General features: G+C 66.0%; 16 protein-coding genes. 6 read left to right on the forward strand and 10 right to left on the reverse strand.

Features of this window, described 5'->3' with window-relative positions; all coding sequences use genetic code 11:
- Window positions 1-54: 54 nt before the first annotated feature.
- The 3 genes from infC to D3874_RS20160 form a co-directional block, all read right to left on the reverse strand.
- Entirely contained in the window at window positions 55-594 is a 540-nt protein-coding gene (infC, locus tag D3874_RS20150; RefSeq protein ID WP_119780093.1) for a translation initiation factor IF-3, read from the reverse strand.
- A gap of 170 nt (window positions 595-764) precedes the next feature.
- Complete coding sequence (locus tag D3874_RS20155) at window positions 765-1,820, reverse strand: glycosyltransferase (protein ID WP_119780095.1); 1,056 nt, start codon at window positions 1,818-1,820, stop codon at window positions 765-767.
- A gap of 11 nt (window positions 1,821-1,831) precedes the next feature.
- Window positions 1,832-2,815, reverse strand: coding sequence for a glycosyltransferase family 2 protein (locus tag D3874_RS20160; RefSeq protein WP_119780097.1), 984 nt, complete (start codon window positions 2,813-2,815; stop codon window positions 1,832-1,834).
- 129 nt (window positions 2,816-2,944) lie between these two features.
- On the opposite strand from D3874_RS20160, the gene D3874_RS20165 reads away from it, so the two are divergent.
- The gene (locus D3874_RS20165; RefSeq protein ID WP_119780099.1) at window positions 2,945-3,655 is read left to right on the forward strand and encodes an FkbM family methyltransferase; all 711 of its coding nucleotides are present in this window, start codon (window positions 2,945-2,947) and stop codon (window positions 3,653-3,655) included.
- 165 nt (window positions 3,656-3,820) lie between these two features.
- The gene (locus D3874_RS20170) at window positions 3,821-4,435 is read left to right on the forward strand and encodes a methyltransferase domain-containing protein (protein ID WP_158596118.1); all 615 of its coding nucleotides are present in this window, start codon (window positions 3,821-3,823) and stop codon (window positions 4,433-4,435) included.
- A gap of 7 nt (window positions 4,436-4,442) precedes the next feature.
- Here the strand turns inward: D3874_RS20170 and D3874_RS20175 are convergent, their stop codons facing one another.
- The 7 genes from D3874_RS20175 to D3874_RS20205 form a co-directional block, all read right to left on the reverse strand.
- Window positions 4,443-5,339, reverse strand: a complete 897-nt coding sequence (locus D3874_RS20175; protein ID WP_158596119.1) for a class I SAM-dependent methyltransferase — start codon at window positions 5,337-5,339, stop codon at window positions 4,443-4,445.
- A 149-nt stretch (window positions 5,340-5,488) separates the two neighbouring features.
- Complete coding sequence (locus D3874_RS20180; RefSeq protein WP_158596120.1) at window positions 5,489-6,274, reverse strand: FkbM family methyltransferase; 786 nt, start codon at window positions 6,272-6,274, stop codon at window positions 5,489-5,491.
- Window positions 6,275-6,377: 103 nt separating this feature from the next.
- Complete coding sequence (locus D3874_RS20185) at window positions 6,378-7,445, reverse strand: glycosyltransferase family 4 protein (protein ID WP_119780107.1); 1,068 nt, start codon at window positions 7,443-7,445, stop codon at window positions 6,378-6,380.
- On the reverse strand, window positions 7,442-8,227 hold the full coding sequence (locus D3874_RS20190) for a glycosyltransferase family 2 protein (protein ID WP_119780109.1): 786 nt from the start codon (window positions 8,225-8,227) through the stop codon (window positions 7,442-7,444). Before D3874_RS20190 ends, D3874_RS20185 begins: the two co-directional genes overlap by 4 nt.
- A gap of 26 nt (window positions 8,228-8,253) precedes the next feature.
- Window positions 8,254-10,173 (reverse strand): threonine--tRNA ligase, encoded by a 1,920-nt coding sequence (gene thrS / locus D3874_RS20195; RefSeq protein ID WP_119780111.1) that lies wholly within the window; start codon window positions 10,171-10,173, stop codon window positions 8,254-8,256.
- Window positions 10,174-10,292: 119 nt separating this feature from the next.
- Window positions 10,293-11,588 (reverse strand): dicarboxylate/amino acid:cation symporter, encoded by a 1,296-nt coding sequence (locus tag D3874_RS20200; RefSeq protein WP_119780113.1) that lies wholly within the window; start codon window positions 11,586-11,588, stop codon window positions 10,293-10,295.
- The gene (locus D3874_RS20205) at window positions 11,581-12,408 is read right to left on the reverse strand and encodes a substrate-binding periplasmic protein (RefSeq protein ID WP_158596121.1); all 828 of its coding nucleotides are present in this window, start codon (window positions 12,406-12,408) and stop codon (window positions 11,581-11,583) included. Before D3874_RS20205 ends, D3874_RS20200 begins: the two co-directional genes overlap by 8 nt.
- Before the next feature lie 421 nt (window positions 12,409-12,829).
- On the opposite strand from D3874_RS20205, the gene cyaY reads away from it, so the two are divergent.
- The 4 genes from cyaY to D3874_RS20225 all read left to right on the forward strand — a co-directional run bounded on the left by cyaY (window position 12,830) and on the right by D3874_RS20225 (window position 16,663).
- Complete coding sequence (gene cyaY / locus D3874_RS20210) at window positions 12,830-13,159, forward strand: iron donor protein CyaY (protein ID WP_119780117.1); 330 nt, start codon at window positions 12,830-12,832, stop codon at window positions 13,157-13,159.
- Window positions 13,152-14,978 (forward strand): ABC transporter transmembrane domain-containing protein, encoded by a 1,827-nt coding sequence (locus D3874_RS20215; protein WP_119780119.1) that lies wholly within the window; start codon window positions 13,152-13,154, stop codon window positions 14,976-14,978. Before cyaY ends, D3874_RS20215 begins: the two co-directional genes overlap by 8 nt.
- A gap of 62 nt (window positions 14,979-15,040) precedes the next feature.
- Window positions 15,041-16,111: a strictosidine synthase family protein gene (locus tag D3874_RS20220; protein WP_147385747.1), complete on the forward strand. Its 1,071-nt coding sequence runs from the start codon at window positions 15,041-15,043 to the stop codon at window positions 16,109-16,111.
- 99 nt (window positions 16,112-16,210) lie between these two features.
- Entirely contained in the window at window positions 16,211-16,663 is a 453-nt protein-coding gene (locus D3874_RS20225; RefSeq protein ID WP_119780123.1) for a PaaI family thioesterase, read from the forward strand.
- Window positions 16,664-16,787 lie beyond the last annotated feature (124 nt).

A 16,787-nucleotide genomic window follows, 5' to 3' on the forward strand; every position in this document is an offset into this window, starting at 1 on the left:
TGAAGGACGGCGGATTGTGCGCCGCCGGCCCCCGGCAGAGAGGGAGATACAGGCCTACTTGGGCGCCATCACCATGGTCATCTGACGCCCTTCCATCTTGGGCATCTGCTCGATCTTGGCGATTTCCTCGGTCTCGTCGCGCACGCGCAGCAGGACCTTCATGCCGAGGTCCTGGTGGGCGAGCTCGCGGCCGCGGAAGCGCAGGGTGACCTTCACCTTGTCGCCTTCTTCGAAGAACTTCCGGATCGCGCGCATTTTGACGTCGTAGTCGTGCTGGTCGATACCGGGGCGCATCTTGATCTCCTTGATCTCGATGACCTTCTGGTTCTTGCGCGCCTCGGCCGCCTTTTTCTGCGCCTCGTACTTGTACTTGCCGTAGTCGAGCAGCTTGGCCACCGGCGGATCGGCATTGGGCGAAATCTCGACGAGGTCGACGCCGGCCATCTCGGCGAGGTGCAGGGCCTCGGCGAAGGTCACGACGCCGCGATTCTCGCCGGTCTCGTCGATCAGGCGGACACGCGGCACGGTAATCTGGTCATTGATGCGCGGGCCGCCCTTGTCGGGCACTGCTTGGGGATAGGGTGGGCGAGCTATGTAAGGTCTCCGTCTAGCTCCGCGGGGACCTTTACTGCCGTCTGGGCTTCAAAGCCCTGCCGCACCACAGCCTCCGCGTCTGATTGAATCGGCGCCAAGGCACAAAGGCCCCGTCACGGATTGAATTTGGACCAGCCGGCGCCTCAAATCAAGTCCCGGCCGCGCAGGGCTCACTTGTGCTTGCGCTTAGGGTGCAGCGGCGTCTCGAAGAAAAATTCCATATAGCGGTCGCAAATGACGTCCCGGGAGAATTCCTGCGCCAGCTTTGCCGTACCCGCCGCCGCCAGCCGCGCGCCCAGGCCCGGCTCGGCCTTCAGCCGGTTGAGCGCCGCCGCGATCACCGGGGCATCGCCGATCGGCGCCATCAGGCCGTCGGCATCATCGCTGATCAGCCAGGACGGCCCCTCGCTCGCGGTCGAGACCACCGGCTTGCCCAGGGCCCAGGCCTCCAGCACCACATTGCCCAGGGGTTCGTGGCTGGACGGGATGCAGAAGGCGTCGCAGGCCATCAGGTAAGGGTCGGGCTTGGCCGCCCAGCCGGGCATGCGGATGCGCTCGCCCAGCCCCAGGCGCTGGGCCTGGGCGACCAGGTTGGCCTGCTCCTCCCCCTCGCCCAGCAGCCACAGATAGGCGCCCTCGACCTTCGCCACCGCCTCGATCAGCGTGTCGAAGCCCTTGCGGTCGACGAAGCGGCCCATGCCCAGGACGACGAAGGCATCTTCCGGCGTGTCGAGGGCCGCGCGGCTGATCGGCCGGCAGGGCTGCGTGGTGGTGAAGTTCGAGATCACCCTGGCCCGCTCGGCCGGCCAGCCCAGGCTGGCGCAGTGCCGGGCGATGTCGGGCGTATTGCAGACCAGCCAGTCGCAATCCTCGAAATAGTCGAGCTTGATCGGGTAGTCGCCCAGCCGCGCCGCGGTCAGCAGGTTGGGATTGTCGGGGATCCAGCGGCTGGCCTGGGACATCCAGGACATCATGGCCCGGGGCTGGAATTCGCGGATCAGCTTGGCGATGCGCCGGTTGATGAAGAAGCGCGCGAGGTGCGAGCGGCTGAAGTGCATCTCGCGGATCTGCGCCACCGACGAGATCTCGTCGCGCCACTCCCGGTCGGGCCAGATGATCGCCATCTGCTCCACGCCCCGCTCGGCCAGGCCATTGACCAGGTTGACGAAGAAGCGTTCGGCGCCGCCCTTGATGCCCAGATGGATGTGGATCAGTCGCTTGGTCATGGCTCTCGCGGTCAGTTGCCGTCGATGGTGTTGTAGTAGTCGGGCTTGAAGCTGGTGGTCAGGCCGCGCAGGTTGCCGATGCCTTTGAGGCTGCGCTGGGCCGACTGGAACAGCATGCGTCGGCCGGCCTTGCGGTTGAACAGCCAGACGATGGCGGCGGGGATCGCCGTGATGACCCCTTCCACGGCGCGGCGGGCACCCTTGGGGCCAAAGCGTAAGGTCGCCTTGAAGGCCCCGCGCCGCAACTTGCTGGCAAAGGCAAGGCTCGCCGCCTGCATCTCCACCCGGCGCAACAGGCGCCAGGGCGAAATGCGGGTCTCGGGAATTTCCTCGTCGACGATCGCCTCGGCCACCCAGATGATCCGGGCGCCCTGCTTGTGCGCCCGGGCGAAGAAGTCGATGTCCTCGTAGCCGAAGGTCAGTGCTTCCTCGAAGCGCAGGCCCAGGCCACCGGCCGCGACCAGCCGGGTCGACAGCAGCGTGTTGTTGGTCGGCGCCTCGTTCAGGACATGACCGGTGGGTGCTGCCAGGGGCTTCAGCGATTTCCACCAGTCGGGCAGCGGCGCATGGAAAATGCGATGGACCGGGCCATTGGCGACATCCGCGCGATGGGCCACGACCGCCGCGACCAGATGGGCCAGCCAGCCCGGCCGCGCCGCCTCGTCGTCGTCGATCAGGGCCATCCAGCCATAGCCGTTGGCGAGACTCACCTCGATCGTCTTGTTGCGGGCGAAGGGAATGCCGCGGCGCGGTTCCTGATAGTAGCGCACGGGGATGGGGGCCTGGCCGGCAATCGCCTCGACCACAGCCCGGGAGCGGGGCTCGGCGTCGTTCTCGATGACGCAGACCTCGAACGACCAGCCCTGCGGCAGTTCCTGGGTGACCAGCGACTCGAGGCAACGGCGCAGCATTTGCGGCCGCTGGGCGGTGCAGACGCAGATCCCGACGACCCCACCGGCCACTGACGGCCCCGATGAGGCAACGACACTATTCATGCAACGGCGCCCCTTCGCGCGGCCAATCGCCGGGGATGGAGCCTATCGGGGGGGCATCTGTCAATCGAACTTGCATGAGGACGGTGCCACGCTGGACAGCGGCAGGCCCCATGCTAGTGTGCGGCCACCATGCTCGACCGCCTGAAAACCTCGCTCGCCGTCGCCTACCGCATGCGCGCCAAGCCGCGCGTCATCACGATCGACGGCATCAAGATCTCCGCCGACCGGGCCTTCGTGACCAAGGATATCGCCAAGGCGCTGTACCGCGAAAAGCACGAGCATGCCGAACGCAAGCTGGTGACCAAGGCCCTGAAGCCGGGCGACCGGGTGCTGGAAATCGGTGCCGGCGTCGGCCTGGTCAGCCTGTTCTGCGCCCGCATCTGCGGCCCCGACGCGGTGCTCAGCTACGAGGCCAACCCGGCGCTGGAGCGCGTCATCCGGCACAATTTCGCCCTGAACGGCATGGTGCCGCGCCTGCGCATCGCCGCCGCCGCGCTCGAGAAGGGCGAAACCACCTTCTATTTCAACGACAACATCTATTCATCGAGCCTGATCGACCGCGACTTCGGCGGCGCCCAGACCGTGCAATGCGACGCGATCGGCGACGTGGTCACCGACTTCATGCCCAACACCATTATCATGGATGTCGAGGGGGCGGAGACCACCCTGCTGCCGGCGATCGACCTTGCCCGCATCGAGAAGATCGTGGTCGAACTGCACCCCTGGATCGTCGGCCAGGACAAGATCGACACCCTGATCGCCCAGGTGAAGGCCAGCGGCTTCGAGCTGTGCGAGACGATCAGCGCCGCCTATCTGTTCGTGCGTGCGGCGCCCACCTGATTTTCCGCCCTTCTCACCACAATCCCCGGGTTCTTCCCATTGTCCGAGAGCAGCACCATGGCCTCATTCAAGAGCACGATCGAGAAACGCCTGCTCAATCCCATCGCCCGAAGCCTTGGATACGAAAGGCGCCGTGGCACCGGGCAGTCGGGCGCGGGATTTACCTTGTTCGACTACCGGGCAGCCGATGGCACGTTCGACTATCAGAAGTACCGGGCGGTTCAGATCGAGGGCAACAAGCGCAAACTCGCCAACACCTGGGTCATAGAGTCCAATATCGAATTCCTGTCCAATTACATCAAAGGCCGGCTCGGTGAGGTCAACTTCGGTCTGTGCCACGGAACCCGGCGCGGCAACGAGCAGGTGTGGTTCCGGAAATATCTGGGCTGCGAGGTCATCGGGACCGAAATCTCCGATACGGCGACCAGTTTCCCACACACGATCCAGTGGGACTTTCACGAGACCAAGCCCGAATGGCTCGATCGGGTCGACTTCATCTACAGCAATTCGTTCGACCACAGCTACGATCCGGAGATGTGCCTGAACCGATGGATGTCCTGCGTCCGCCCCGGCGGCCTGTGCATCCTCGAGCACAGTTCAGCCCACAGCCCCACCGGGGCCACCGAACTTGATCCCTTCGGCGCCGACATCGTCCTGATGCCCTATCTCATCGCAAATTGGGGCAAGGGACGTTACAGCGTGCGGGAGATCCTCGATGCCCCCACCAAGGGCGACAACGTCAGCTACCTGAGGTTCCTCGTCATCACCCGTACCGAATGAGCCAAGCTTACTCGGCATCGACATCCTGAGTGAAAATCAGGGCGAAGAACGCGGCATCCTCGACACGTTTGGCAACGAGGTTGGCCCGGTTTCGGGCCATGTTTTCCACCACCGGCAGGGAGCGGTCGTAGGGGACCAGCGTCACATGCCCATCGTGGAACTCAGCGCGTTTCGGCTTGCCCTTGGACTCCCAATGAATTTCTCGCGTAACCCAGTTGCCCAGCGCGTAGAGCTCGACCTCTGAAATACCCTTGGCCGACAAAAGGTTGGCTATGGCCCGCAGGCCATAGCGGCGATAGCCATGTAGGCGCCCCTCGAAAAAGGACAGCGTTGCCGGGACAAGGTGAACATGGCGGAGCCGGCGAGCGCGCGCGGTACGGAACCGCGCGAACACCTGACAATCGTATTGGATGTGCTCCAATACCGATTGCGAAAACACGATGTCGGCATCGTCGACATCGATCCAGTCCTTGCCCAACTCGGCGGTGGCGAAGTGGACATTGGCGGCGGCAAAATTCGGCCACTCCGGATGCGGTGCGATATCATAGCCGTTGTAATGCCGATAGCCGAAGGCGCGATGCAGATGCTGCGCGTATACGCCGGAGCCGCATCCAAGGTCGATCACAGATTTGTCGGGGCCGAACTCTTTTTTGGCGACCTCCAGAATAAAGTCGAAACTCAAGATGCGAGATGGGCTGCCGCTACTTGCGCGCTCGCCGAAGATGCGCACGAGCCGTTCGGCATCCAACGTCGGCCGGTAAAATTGACAGGAAATTCCTGTCGATCTTATCGAGCCGATGAAGCGCTCAAACAAATAGCTGAGGCGATAAACGCCTTCTTCCAATTGATTGAGTGGGCGATCGCCCGAAATAAAGTGAAATGAACTTTTTCGTATTGATGCCAAGGCGCTGCCCCCGCAGACGAGGCGCAACCTAGCAGGAAAAAAATTCAACCGATAGGCGCGATCTATGGCTTGGCCGATGACGGCTGCGACATCGAACGGCGGCCAGGGGCCTCCGGCAATACAGTCCCCGGTCGGTCCCTGAGCGGAGACTATTGTGCTGCGAGATTTCGATTCCGCCCGAAGAGCACCATGCGGCCGCCGGGAAGGACGGTCACGTCGAAGCCGGCATCGGCAAGAATTTGCCGAGACGCTGCCACGGTATCGGCCCCCTGGCGTTCCGGGCCGCAGTCGATGGCGATGTACCGCGTTTGCTTCAGTGTTTCGCGCGCACCAGAAAGCACCTCAGGCTCAGCGCCTTCGGCATCAGCCTTGATCAGGAATATCTCACCGAGGTTGCGGGCTTTCGTGAAATCGTCGAGGGGGATCGCATCGACCTGATAGGAGGTGTCGACGTCGCTGGTCGGCTCGATCAGCGAGCTGTCGGCGGTGGCGGTGACGGAAAAGAACGTCAGCGTCTCCGGACAGTTCCACAGGGCCTTGCCAACCACTTCCACCCCCAGCGGCTCGACGTTTTTTCTGAGCGCTTTCTGATTTTGAGGGTCCGGCTCGAAGGCAATGACCTTCGCCCCGTGGTCACGGGCGAAGATGCTGAACTCGCCGATGTTGGCGCCGACATCGAGGACGAGTTTGCCCGGAAACGCCTTGGCCAAGTCGAGCAGGCCATACTGATTGACCAGGTCGGTCAGGCGGAAATTCAGGCCGAGCCGGTACAGCTTCCAGCGAGCGAGGTTGGAGAGGTAGATCGTGCGCCCCTGAGACCGCAGGCGAATGAGGCCGCCGCCTTCGGCGTGAATCGACATGGGGGTTCGGCCGTCGCTGCGCCGGAGATTATGACGCAATACACTAAGCTTCGTGCGCAGGTAGGAAGACAGCATGATCTCTCGGAACCCCAGTTTTCGGCAGCCAATGAGGCAGGCATGCCCGGCTGATCCGGTCGCCTGCCTCGTAGTCGCCCGGCGATGGACTATTGCGAAATCGTCAGCAACCTTCAATTGAAAGCCCATTCCTGCCGAACACGAAATCGCCATACCGACCGGCGATCGCCGGCAACAGGTGCCGCGCGGCGCAATCGGCATGGCCGTTACGGGCGAGACTCTCGGCAAAGGCGCGGTCGCTGATCAGCCGGGCGATGGAATCGGCCAGGGCGGCGGGCTCGCCCGGCGGCACCAGCAGGCCGGTGTCGCCGTCGCGGAGCACCGAGGCTGGCCCCTCGCAGTTGCTGGCGATGACCGGCAGCCCTGCCGCCTGGGCCTCGAGGATGCCGATCCCGAAGGTCTCGAAGCGCGACGGCATGACGTAGAGGTCCATGGCGCCAAGGAACGCCGCCTGGTCGCTGACCCAGCCATGGAAGGTGACCTGGGTGTCCAGGGCAAGCTGGGCGACCTGGCGCCTGAGCGCCGCTTCTTCCTCGCCGGTGCCGCCGATATGCAGGCCGACCGTCAGGCCGCGCCGCGCCAGCAGGCCGACGGCGGCGATCAGGATGTCGACGCCCTTGGCCTTGACCAGCAGGCGCAGGGTGCCGATCGCCGGCGGCTGCGCCCACGGCCGGGTGGTGAAGGGCGGAATCGCGTCGACCGGCAGCACGTTGGGGATCACCGCCAGCCGGCTCTCCGCGTAACCTTTGGCAACCAGGCCGACGGCCTGTTCCTGGTTGACTGTGATGAGGCGATCGGCGCCCAGGAAACGGTCGAGCTTGCCGCCGTGAACCACGCCCACCACCGGGATAGACCCCACGCGCCTCTTCAGTGCGTCGATATAGCGGCCGTTGTGGGCCAGGATCACCGCCGGCGCCAGCCGCCGCGCGCTCGCCCCGGCCCGCCGCCCGGCCGCCCAGGCATTGAGCGAGCCGCCGGCGCCCAGGCCCGGCACGGTCACGGTCTCGATCCCGGCAGCCGCCAGGCGTTCGAGGAAGGAGGCCTTGGCATCGACCATGGCAATCGGCACGGCGCCGGCCCGGCGCATGATCTCGATGCTGGTGAAGAAGGCCTCGGTCACCCCGCCGCCGACCGCGTAGGGCGTGACGATCAGGCAGCGCGGTGCGCTCACGGCTTGTCCCTGCGACGCAGCAGGTTGGCCTCGTAGAGTTTGGCCAGGCGCATGAAGCGGAAGTAGGCGAAAGTGGTCGAGACAATGATGCCGTAGGCGCCCATCAGGAAGTAACGCCGGCCGACATAGGCCTTGGCGAAGGCGAGCGGAAATTCGACAGCCAAGCGCAGCGCCGGCACGCGGCGGCCCTTGGCCAGCATGTCGGCCACCTGTTTGTCGGTATAGGCGTTGGATTTCTCGATCAGGTGCGAGAGCGAGCGGATCGACTGGTGCAGCAGGCCGCCTTTCAGCCGCCCGGCCGAGACCCCCTCGCCCAGCACCACCCGGTCGTGCACGGGACTGTCCGAATAGCGCGAGCGGCTGCGATCATAGAGACGCACGGGATCATATTCGAAGGCGCCCGGCGTCGGCCGCGTCTGGTGCGGGTAGAGTTGCAGGATCGGCAGGTGATAGCCGCCCTGGGCCGGCGCGCCGCCGGCGAACAGGCCGCGGATCTCGGCCGCCAGTTCCGGCGTCACCCGCTCGTCGGCGTCGAGGTTGATCACCCAGTCATGGCCGCACTGGGCCTCGGCGAAGCGCTTCTGCGGGCCGTAACCGGCAAAGTCATGATGGACGGTGCGGGCGCCCAGCCGGGTCGCCAGGGCCACGGTGCCGTCCGTGCTGCCGCTGTCGACCACCACGATATCGTCGACCAGCGGCAACAGGCTCTCGATCGCCGGGCCGAGGCGATCTTCCTCGTTCAAGGTGATGATGAAGGCCGACAGCGGCAACTTGTCCGTCATGGGTGGCGGCCTCCATTCCCTGGTCGTCAACCCGGCGGGGTCGCTTCCGCCACCAGTTGCTCGATGGCGGCATCGAGCGCCAGCACCGCCTGCTCGCCGCCGTGGAGCTTGCGCAGGGCCACTTGGGCGTTCTCGGCCTCGCGCTTGCCCAGCACCAGCATATAGGGCGCCTTGGTCAGCGAATGCTCGCGCACCTTCAGGTTGATCTTCTCGTTGCGCGTGTCGACCTCGACCCGCAGGCCCCGCGCCCTCAGCGCCGCCGCGACCTGCGCGGCGTAACCGTCGGCGTCCGAGGTGATGGTGGCGACCACCGCCTGGGTAGGCGCCAGCCACAGCGGCAGGTGGCCGGCATAGTGCTCGATCAGGATGCCGATGAAGCGCTCCAGGCTGCCCAGGATCGCCCGGTGCAGCATGACCGGGCGCTGCTTGGATCCATCGGCGGCGATATAGGAGGCGTCGAGCCGCTGCGGCAGCAGGCTGTCCAACTGGTGCGTGCCGCACTGCCAGGTCCGGCCGATCGCGTCTTTGAGGTGGAATTCGATCTTGGGGCCGTAGAAGGCGCCCTCACCGGGTGCGATTTCGTAGGTCATGCCCGCTGCCTCGATGGCGGCGCCCAGATCGGCCTCGTTCTTGTCCCATTCCGCGTCCGTGCCGATGCGCTTGTCCGGGCGCGTCGCCAGGATCACCTTGAACTCGCTGAAGCCCAAATCGGCATAGACGCTTTCGAGCAGGCGGCAGAACCGCTTGGTTTCCGCCACCACCTGGTCGGCGGTGCAGAAGATGTGAGCGTCGTCCTGCACGAACTGGCGCACGCGCATGATGCCGTGCAAGGCGCCCGAAGGCTCGTTGCGGTGGCAGCAGCCGAATTCGGCCATGCGCATGGGCAGGTCGCGATACGAGACCAGGCCCTGGTTGAAGATCTGCACGTGGCCGGGACAGTTCATCGGCTTGACGCCGAACATGCGCCGGCCCTCGTCCACCGGCACCTTCAGCATGTTGTCGCCATACATCTCCCAGTGGCCCGAGGCGATGTAGAGCGAACTGTCCACCAGTTGCGGGGTGCGGACCTCGACGTAATCATCCGCCTCGATCTTGCGCCGGATGTAGTTCTCCAGCGCCCGGTAAAGCGTCCAGCCCTTGGGGTGCCAGAAGATCGAGCCCGCCGCCTCTTCCTGGAGGTGGAACAGGTCCATCTCGCGGCCCAGCTTGCGGTGGTCGCGGCGCTCGGCCTCTTCCAGGCGCGTCAGGTACTCTTTCAGTTCCTTCTCGTCGCGCCAGGCGGTGCCGTAGATGCGCTGGAGCATGGCGTTGCGGTGATCGCCGCGCCAATAGGCGCCGGCCACCTTGGTCAGCTTGAAGCCATGGCCCAGCTTAGCCGTCGAGGGCAGGTGCGGGCCCAGGCACAAGTCGATGAAGTCGCCCTGCCGGTACAGGCTGATCTCTTCGCTCTGGGCCAGGTCGCGGATGATCTCGGCCTTGTAGATCTCGCCCTTGTCCAGGAAGAAGGCGGCGGCCTTGTCACGGTCCCAGACTTCGCGGGCAATCGCCTCGTCGCGGTCGACGATCTCGTGCATCCGCTTCTCGATCACCTCGAGATCGGCCGGCGTGAACGGCTGCTCCCTAGCGAAGTCGTAGTAGAAGCCGTTCTCGACCGATGGGCCGATGGTGACCTGGGTGCCGGGGAACAGTTCCTGCACCGCTTCCGCCATGACATGGGCGCAGTCGTGGCGCAGCAGGTCCAGGGCTTCCGGCGACTTGCGGGTGATGATCTCGATCTTCGCGTCCCGCTCGATCACGGCGGCCAGGTCCACCAGCTTGCCGTCGATGCGCATGGCCAGGGCCGCCTTGGCCAGGCCGGGTCCGATGTCGGTGGCGAGCGTAGTGCCACTGACCGGCCCCGGATAGGAGCGCACGCTGCCGTCGGGCAGGGTCAGTGAAACCGACATGATGAAGCTCTCCGATCAAGAAACATTGGGCGGCGAACTTCACGGCTGGCGCGCCAACTGTCAAGCACCCGCCCCGCGCGGCAGGGCTGCCCGCGCCGTCCTTGGGCGGGTGTGGCGGCCTATGCCTCGGCTTTTGCCACGCCGACGGGGCTGGCGCCCCGCCTCGGGGTACCCAGCAGGACGGTCGTCGCCGCATTCGCCTGGACGTTCACGACCGTGAGCGCCGGATCCAGGATGGGGTCGACCGCGACCAGCAGGATGATCGCCACTTCCACCGGCAGGCCCAGCGGCACCAGGACCAGCGAGATCATCGACAGGGCGGCGGCCCCCGGCGCGCCCGAAGCGGCAATGCCCGCCAGGACGCAGGCGACCAGCACATAGGCCATCTGGCCCGCGTCCAGGTCGACCCCATAGAGATTGGCCAGGAACACCGTGGCGATGGCAAAATGAAAGACCGAGCCCGGCGGGTTGAGCGTGATGCCAAGGGGCATGACGAGGTCGACCACATTGCGTTCGACCTTCAGCCCGTCCTTGAGGCCGCGCAGGGCAGCCGGCACGGCGGCAAAGCTGCTGGACGTGCCGAAAGCCACGAAAATGGTCTCGCGCAGCGTCGAGATCGGCTTCCAGATGCTGCCGCCCATGCGCACCCAGATGACCACGAACGAAAATGCGACCAGGGCCAGGCAGCCGGCATAGGTGAGCAGGACAAGCTTGGTCATGGCGACCAGGATGGGCATCCCGATCGCCGAGATCTGGCTGTAGGCCAGGCAGAAAAGGCCGAGCGGCAAGACATACATCAGCCAGGCGATGATCTTGATGAAGGTCTCGTACAGGCTTTCGAACACCACGATCGCCCGCTCGGACTTCTCCTTGCCGATGGAGCCCAGCGCCACGCCGAAGAGCACGGCAAAGAACAGGATCGCCAGCATGTTGCCGGTGCTGAGCGCCACGAAGATGTTCTCAGGCACAATGCCCACGGCGATCAGCACGATATCGGCCGGATTGCTTGCCCCGGCCGCCGTATGGGAGCCGGTTTCGGCGCGGAAGATGACCTCGCCGATGATGGTGCGCGCCTGTTGCTGAAGCTCGGCGCCCGGCTCGCCCCATTCGCCGAGCAGGAGGCCCAGGCTACCGGCGATGACCATGCCCAGCAGCACCATCACGATCAGGCGGCCGATGTAGCGCCGCGCCGACCCGTCGGAGAACAGCTTGGCGAGGCTGGTCACCACCGCGGTGAACAGCAGCGGGATGACGCACATCTGCAGCAGCCGCAGATAGACCTGTCCCGCCGGCTCGATCAGGGGTGTCCCGCCCTTGTCGATCCAGCCGTAGAGGCAGCCGAGCAGCATGCCGGCGAAGACGCTCACGGGATGGAGCAGGACGGCGCCCAGGATTTTCTGCGTCTTCTCAATCATTGGTCAGCACCCGGTCGGTTGAATAGAGGTAGGTGTTGAGAATTGACGCAAGGAAGCCGTTGCCCTCCACTTTCTGGAGATAGAGGTCGATCCAGGCCTTCAGGTCCGGATCGTTGCGGTTCATGGCGATGGCGATCGTGTCGGGATGGCCGGCCAGGTGGAACGGCCGCAGTTCGAGCGAGCCGGCCGGATCGGCGAGGCGCCAGTTGCCGATCTCGATCTCGTCATACATGAGCGCCACCAGTTGCCCGGCCTTGACCGCCGCCAGCATGGCGTCCCAGGTCTCGAACTCGACCGTCCTGGCCTTGGGGAAATCCTCCTTCAGGAAGCCGACATAGGATGTCCCGCCGATCACGCCGATGCTGGAAGCCTGGTCGTTGAGCATGGCGGGGATCGCCGTGGCATCCGCGCGCCCGCCCCCGTTCTTGGCGATGAGCTTGCCGAGCTCGAGGCGGTTGATCAGCAGGAATTGCCGCACGCTGACATAGCTTCGGCTGAAATTGACCCGTCTCGCCCGGTCCAGCGTATCGCTGAGCAGGCTGACCGCGATATCGGCGCGCCCCGCCTCGACCTCGTCGACGACACCGTCGAAGGTGGTGGCGGAGCGGTTGAAGACGAGCTGAACGCCCAGCTTGCTGGCGATGTCCTCGGCCAGGCCGGGATCGATGCCGACGAGCCTGCCGCCCTGGTCCTTATAGAAGAACGGCGGCACGTCCTCGGCAAACATGGCGACGGTCAGCACGCCCTTCTGCCGGATACGCTCGATGGCGGCAGAAGAATCCTGTGCCTTCGCGAGACCCGCGAAGGCGAGAGCGGTCACCAGCAGAAAAATCGGGGAAAGGAGAAGTTTGGCGGGAGCAAAAAAGGTCATGGCCGTGCCTCGGAATCGCTGCAACTCAAGCGCGGCGTCCAGGCTTGCTCTCGCCCTGTGGCAATTTCAGACCGTCAGAACAATCTGGCGTCAGAGCGGTCTCCCTAACCGCGCCGTCGCTTCAATTCCTCAGACGAGAGCAACTCGCGTTTAACACGAAAGGCGCCGCATGTCCGCAAGGATTCGCGGGCGGCGGTGAATCCGCCCCTGCCACCCCCTACGGCCGCGCCGCGATGTCGCGAGGGCCGGTCGCGCGGTTGCCTCGCCTGTCCATTGGGCGTAACAAGTCTGCCCACCGACGCCGCTTGGTTGCGATGAATCAAGCGCATACGCCCTGGATCCCGCATATTGGCGCGGGAAGGATTTGCGCATGGCCCTTGACGACAGCCTGTTTCAGACCCTGGTTGCCCAATGCCTGGGCCGCTGGCTCGACCGTTTGGAAGACAGCGACGGCTTCGACGACATCGACCTGACCGACGGCGTGCTCCAGGCGGAAACCGAGGCCGGGCAGACCTTCATCCTGAACCGCCATGTGCCCTTGAAGCAGGTCTGGCTGTCCTCGCCCGTGTCCGGCGCCCACCACTATGCCTGGGACGAGGGTTCGGGCGATTGGCGCTCCACCCGCGGCGGCGAACCGCTGGAGACCCGGCTGATCGCCGACCTCGCCAGCCTCGGCATCGAGGTCGACCCCCATGTCTGAGACCGCGGCACCCGCCTCCCCGCCGCCCGCCTCCCGGCGCGACAATCCCCTCACCCGGCTGCGGGCGCTGTGGCCCTTCATCCGGCCCTATCGCGGCCGGGTTGCCCTGGCCCTGGTCTCGCTGACCATTGCCGCCGGGGCCATGCTGACCATCGGCCAGGCCCTGCGCCGCCTGATCGATCATGGCTTCGACGGGCAGAATCCTGGCCTCATCGATCTCTATTTCGTCGCCCTGCTGGGCGTCGTCGTGGTCCTGGCGTTCGCCACCTTCGGCCGCTTCTACCTCGTCTCGTGGCTGGGCGAGCGGGTGATCGCCGATGTCCGGCAGGCCATCTACGGCCATGTGGTGCGCCTCGATTCGACCTTCTTCGAGACCACCAAGACCGGTGAAATCCTCTCGCGCCTGAATGCCGACACCATGCTGATCGAAAGCGTGATCGGCTCGTCGGCCAGCATCGCCCTGCGCAACCTGCTGCTGTTCCTGGGCGGCTCGGCCCTGCTGGTGCTGACCTCGCCCAAGCTCGCCCTGCTGATGATCCTGGTGGTGCCGCTGGTGCTGGTGCCGATCCTGGTCTTCGGGCGGCGGGTCCGCGCCTTGTCGCGCACCTCGCAGGATCGCCTGGCCGATTCCGCGGCGGTGGCGGGCGAGGCCTTGAGCGCGGTCCAGACCGTGCAGGCCTTCGGCCAGGAAGCGGGCGAGAGCGCCCGCTATGGCGGTGCCGTCGAAACCGCCTTCGGCACGGCGCGCCGGCGCATCCGCACCCGCGCCTGGCTGACCGCCATGGTCATCATCCTGGTCTTCGGCGCGATCGACCTGGTTCTATGGATCGGCGCCAAGGACGTCTCGGGCGGCACCATGACCGGCGGCGAACTGGCCGGATTCGTCTTCTATGCCGTGGTCGCGGCCAGCGCCCTGGGGGCCTTGTCCGAGGTCTGGGGCGACCTCCAGCGCGCGGCCGGGGCCACCGAACGGCTGCTGGAGCTCCTCGCCGTGGTGCCGCGCATCAAGGCGCCGGAAAATCCGGCGCCGCTGCCCAGTCCGGCGCAGGGCGCCATCCGCTTCGACAACGTCACCTTCCACTATCCCTCGCGGCCCGACCTGCCGGCGCTGGAGGGAATCAGCCTCGACATCGCGCCGGGCGAAACCGTTGCCCTGGTCGGCCCCTCGGGCGCCGGCAAGTCGACGGTGTTCCAGCTTCTGTTGCGCTTCCACGATCCCGAGGGCGGCACCGTGCTGGTCGACGACGCCGATGTGAAGACGCTCGATCCCGTCGAACTGCGCCACCTCTTCGCCCTGGTGCCGCAGGAAACCACGATCTTTGCCACCGACGCCGCCGCCAATATCCGCTATGGCCGGCCCGATGCCTCGATGGCCGACGTCCTGGCCGCGGCCGAGGCGGCTTCGGCCCGCGGCTTCATCGAGCAATTGCCGGAAGGTTTCGCCAGCCAGTTGGGCGAGCGCGGCACCCGCCTGTCGGGCGGCCAGAAGCAGCGCATCGCCATTGCCCGCGCCATCCTGCGCGATCCCAAGATCCTGCTCCTGGACGAGGCGACCAGCGCGCTCGATGCCGAATCGGAAGTGCAGGTCCAGGATGCCCTGGAAGGCCTGATGAAGGGCCGCACCACCCTGGTCATCGCCCACCGCCTGTCGACCGTGATCAATGCCGACCGCATCATCGTCATGGACGGCGGCCGGGTGGTCGAGACCGGCCGCCACGACGATCTGGTCGCCCAGGGCGGCCTCTACGCCCGCCTCGCCGCCCTGCAATTCGGCGAAACCGAAGGCCGCCCGCCCGAGCGGCGGTTGCGGCAGGTCTGATCACGCCCTGGCCGCCACCCGCAACAATGCTATAACCGCCTGACAAAAAATCGGGGGAGAGCATGGGTAAGTGGGGTAAGCGCCTGATCGCGATGGGCGCCGTGGTCTTCGTCGCCTGCGCCGGCTTTGCGCTGTGGGTGTTCAGCCAGGCGGGCCAGTTCCGCACGATCACGGCGGCCGGCAATGTCCAGTGCCAGGCGGTGACCGGCGTCGTCGGGGCCGAGGACATCGTCATCGACGGCCCGGGCAAGCGCGCCTTCGTCTCGGTCGACGACCGGCGGGCAGCCATGGCCGGGCGGCCGGTGCGCGGCCGCATCGCCCTCCTGGACCTGACCCAGGACAGGCTGGTCCCCGTCGACATCACCGGCGACCAGCCAGTGGATTTCCACCCCCACGGCATCAGCCTGTGGCGCGACCCGGCCTCGGGCGAGGTCACCTTGTTCGTGATCAACCATTTCGAGTTCGGCGGCAGCCGGATCGAGCTGTTCACCGTCGGCGCCGACGGCAAGCTGGCCCACCAGGGCGGCGTGGTCAGCGCCGAGTTGAACTCGCCCAACGACCTGGTCGCGGTCGGGCCGGCACGCTTCTACGCCGCCAACGATCACGGCTCGACCACGCCGCTCGGCATCACGCTGGAGAATTACCTGCAACTGCCCCGCGCCAATATCGTCTATTTCGACGGCAGCGGTTTCCGCAAGGTGGCCGAGGGGCTGAAATACGCCAACGGCATCAATGTCTCGCCCGACGGCAAGCAGCTCTATGTCGCCGAGACCACCGGCTTTGCCGCCACCGCCTATGCCCGCGACATCGACGGCGGCAGCCTGACCTTCCTCAGCCGCACGCCGCTCGCCAATGGCGCCGACAATATCGACACCGCCCCCGACGGCAGCCTGTGGATCGCCGGCCATCCCCACCTGCTCGACTTCGTCGCCCATGCCGAGGATGCGGGCAAGCCCTCGCCCTCGGAGGTCGTCCGCCTGGTGCCCCAGGGCAACGGCTTCACGGTCGAGACCGTGCTGACCGACCCGGGCGAGCTGCTCTCCGGCAGTTCGGTCGCGACCGACGCCGGCGGCGGCCGTTTCCTGGTGGGCAGCGTGTTCGAGGAGAAGCTGCTGGATTGCCGCCGGCGCTGACGAGGCCGGTCACATGACGGCCATCACACAACGGCGGCTTAGGGCTTGCCCGGGCGGGCGCGGCGGATGATCGTCATGCCCGCGGATTTGGGAAACCTCATGGATCAGCTTGAACAGGAACCGCGCGACGCGGAAGCGGGCAAGGCGATCGTCGCCAAGGTGCTGGCCCTGCCGGGCTTCGCCTCGGCCCACGGCTTCGAGATTCTGTCGGTGGAGCCGGGCGCGGTTACCCTGGCGGTCAACGGCCGGGCCGACCTGATGCAGTTCCACTACAATTTCCACGGCGGCGCGATCGCCGCCCTGGCCGACCAGGCGGCCGCGGCGGCGGCCAACACGGTGCTGCCCGAAGGCCAGGTGGCCGCCACCGTCGAGTTGAAGATGAACCACCTGCGCGCCGCCACCGGCTATCGCCTCTATGCCTTCGCCCGGGTGCGCCATGTGGGCGGCAATACCGTGGCCGTCGAGATCCGCATCGAATGCGAAGGCACCGGCGGCCGCGGCCCGGTCGCCGCCGGCCTCGCCAGCCTGCGCCCGGTGCCCTTCATCGGGTAGTCATCCTTTGCCCTCTCCGCCGCTTGCGGGGGAGAGGGAGGGGACCCGTCGCGTCAGCGATGGGGAGGGTGAGGTGGTGGATCGGGACAGATCACGCCTTATGCCATCGACCCACCTCACCCAA

The sequence above is a fragment of the Oleomonas cavernae genome (genome assembly GCF_003590945.1).
GTDB classification, from domain to species: Bacteria; Pseudomonadota; Alphaproteobacteria; order Zavarziniales; family Zavarziniaceae; genus Zavarzinia; species Zavarzinia cavernae.

Bases quoted from the DNA above. Each gene is read 5' to 3' on its own strand.
- D3874_RS20155 (WP_119780095.1), bottom strand. From the start codon at position 1,820: ATGACCAAGCGACTGATCCACATCCATCTGGGCATCAAGGGCGGCGCC.
- D3874_RS20160 (WP_119780097.1), bottom strand. From the start codon at position 2,815: ATGAATAGTGTCGTTGCCTCATCGGGGCCGTCAGTGGCCGGTGGGGTC.
- D3874_RS20165 (WP_119780099.1), top strand. From the start codon at position 2,945: ATGCTCGACCGCCTGAAAACCTCGCTCGCCGTCGCCTACCGCATGCGC.
- D3874_RS20180 (WP_158596120.1), bottom strand. From the start codon at position 6,274: ATGCTGTCTTCCTACCTGCGCACGAAGCTTAGTGTATTGCGTCATAAT.
- D3874_RS20190 (WP_119780109.1), bottom strand. From the start codon at position 8,227: ATGACGGACAAGTTGCCGCTGTCGGCCTTCATCATCACCTTGAACGAG.
- thrS (WP_119780111.1), bottom strand. From the start codon at position 10,173: ATGTCGGTTTCACTGACCCTGCCCGACGGCAGCGTGCGCTCCTATCCG.
- D3874_RS20200 (WP_119780113.1), bottom strand. From the start codon at position 11,588: ATGATTGAGAAGACGCAGAAAATCCTGGGCGCCGTCCTGCTCCATCCC.
- cyaY (WP_119780117.1), top strand. From the start codon at position 12,830: ATGGCCCTTGACGACAGCCTGTTTCAGACCCTGGTTGCCCAATGCCTG.
- D3874_RS20215 (WP_119780119.1), top strand. From the start codon at position 13,152: ATGTCTGAGACCGCGGCACCCGCCTCCCCGCCGCCCGCCTCCCGGCGC.
- D3874_RS20220 (WP_147385747.1), top strand. From the start codon at position 15,041: ATGGGTAAGTGGGGTAAGCGCCTGATCGCGATGGGCGCCGTGGTCTTC.
- D3874_RS20225 (WP_119780123.1), top strand. From the start codon at position 16,211: ATGGATCAGCTTGAACAGGAACCGCGCGACGCGGAAGCGGGCAAGGCG.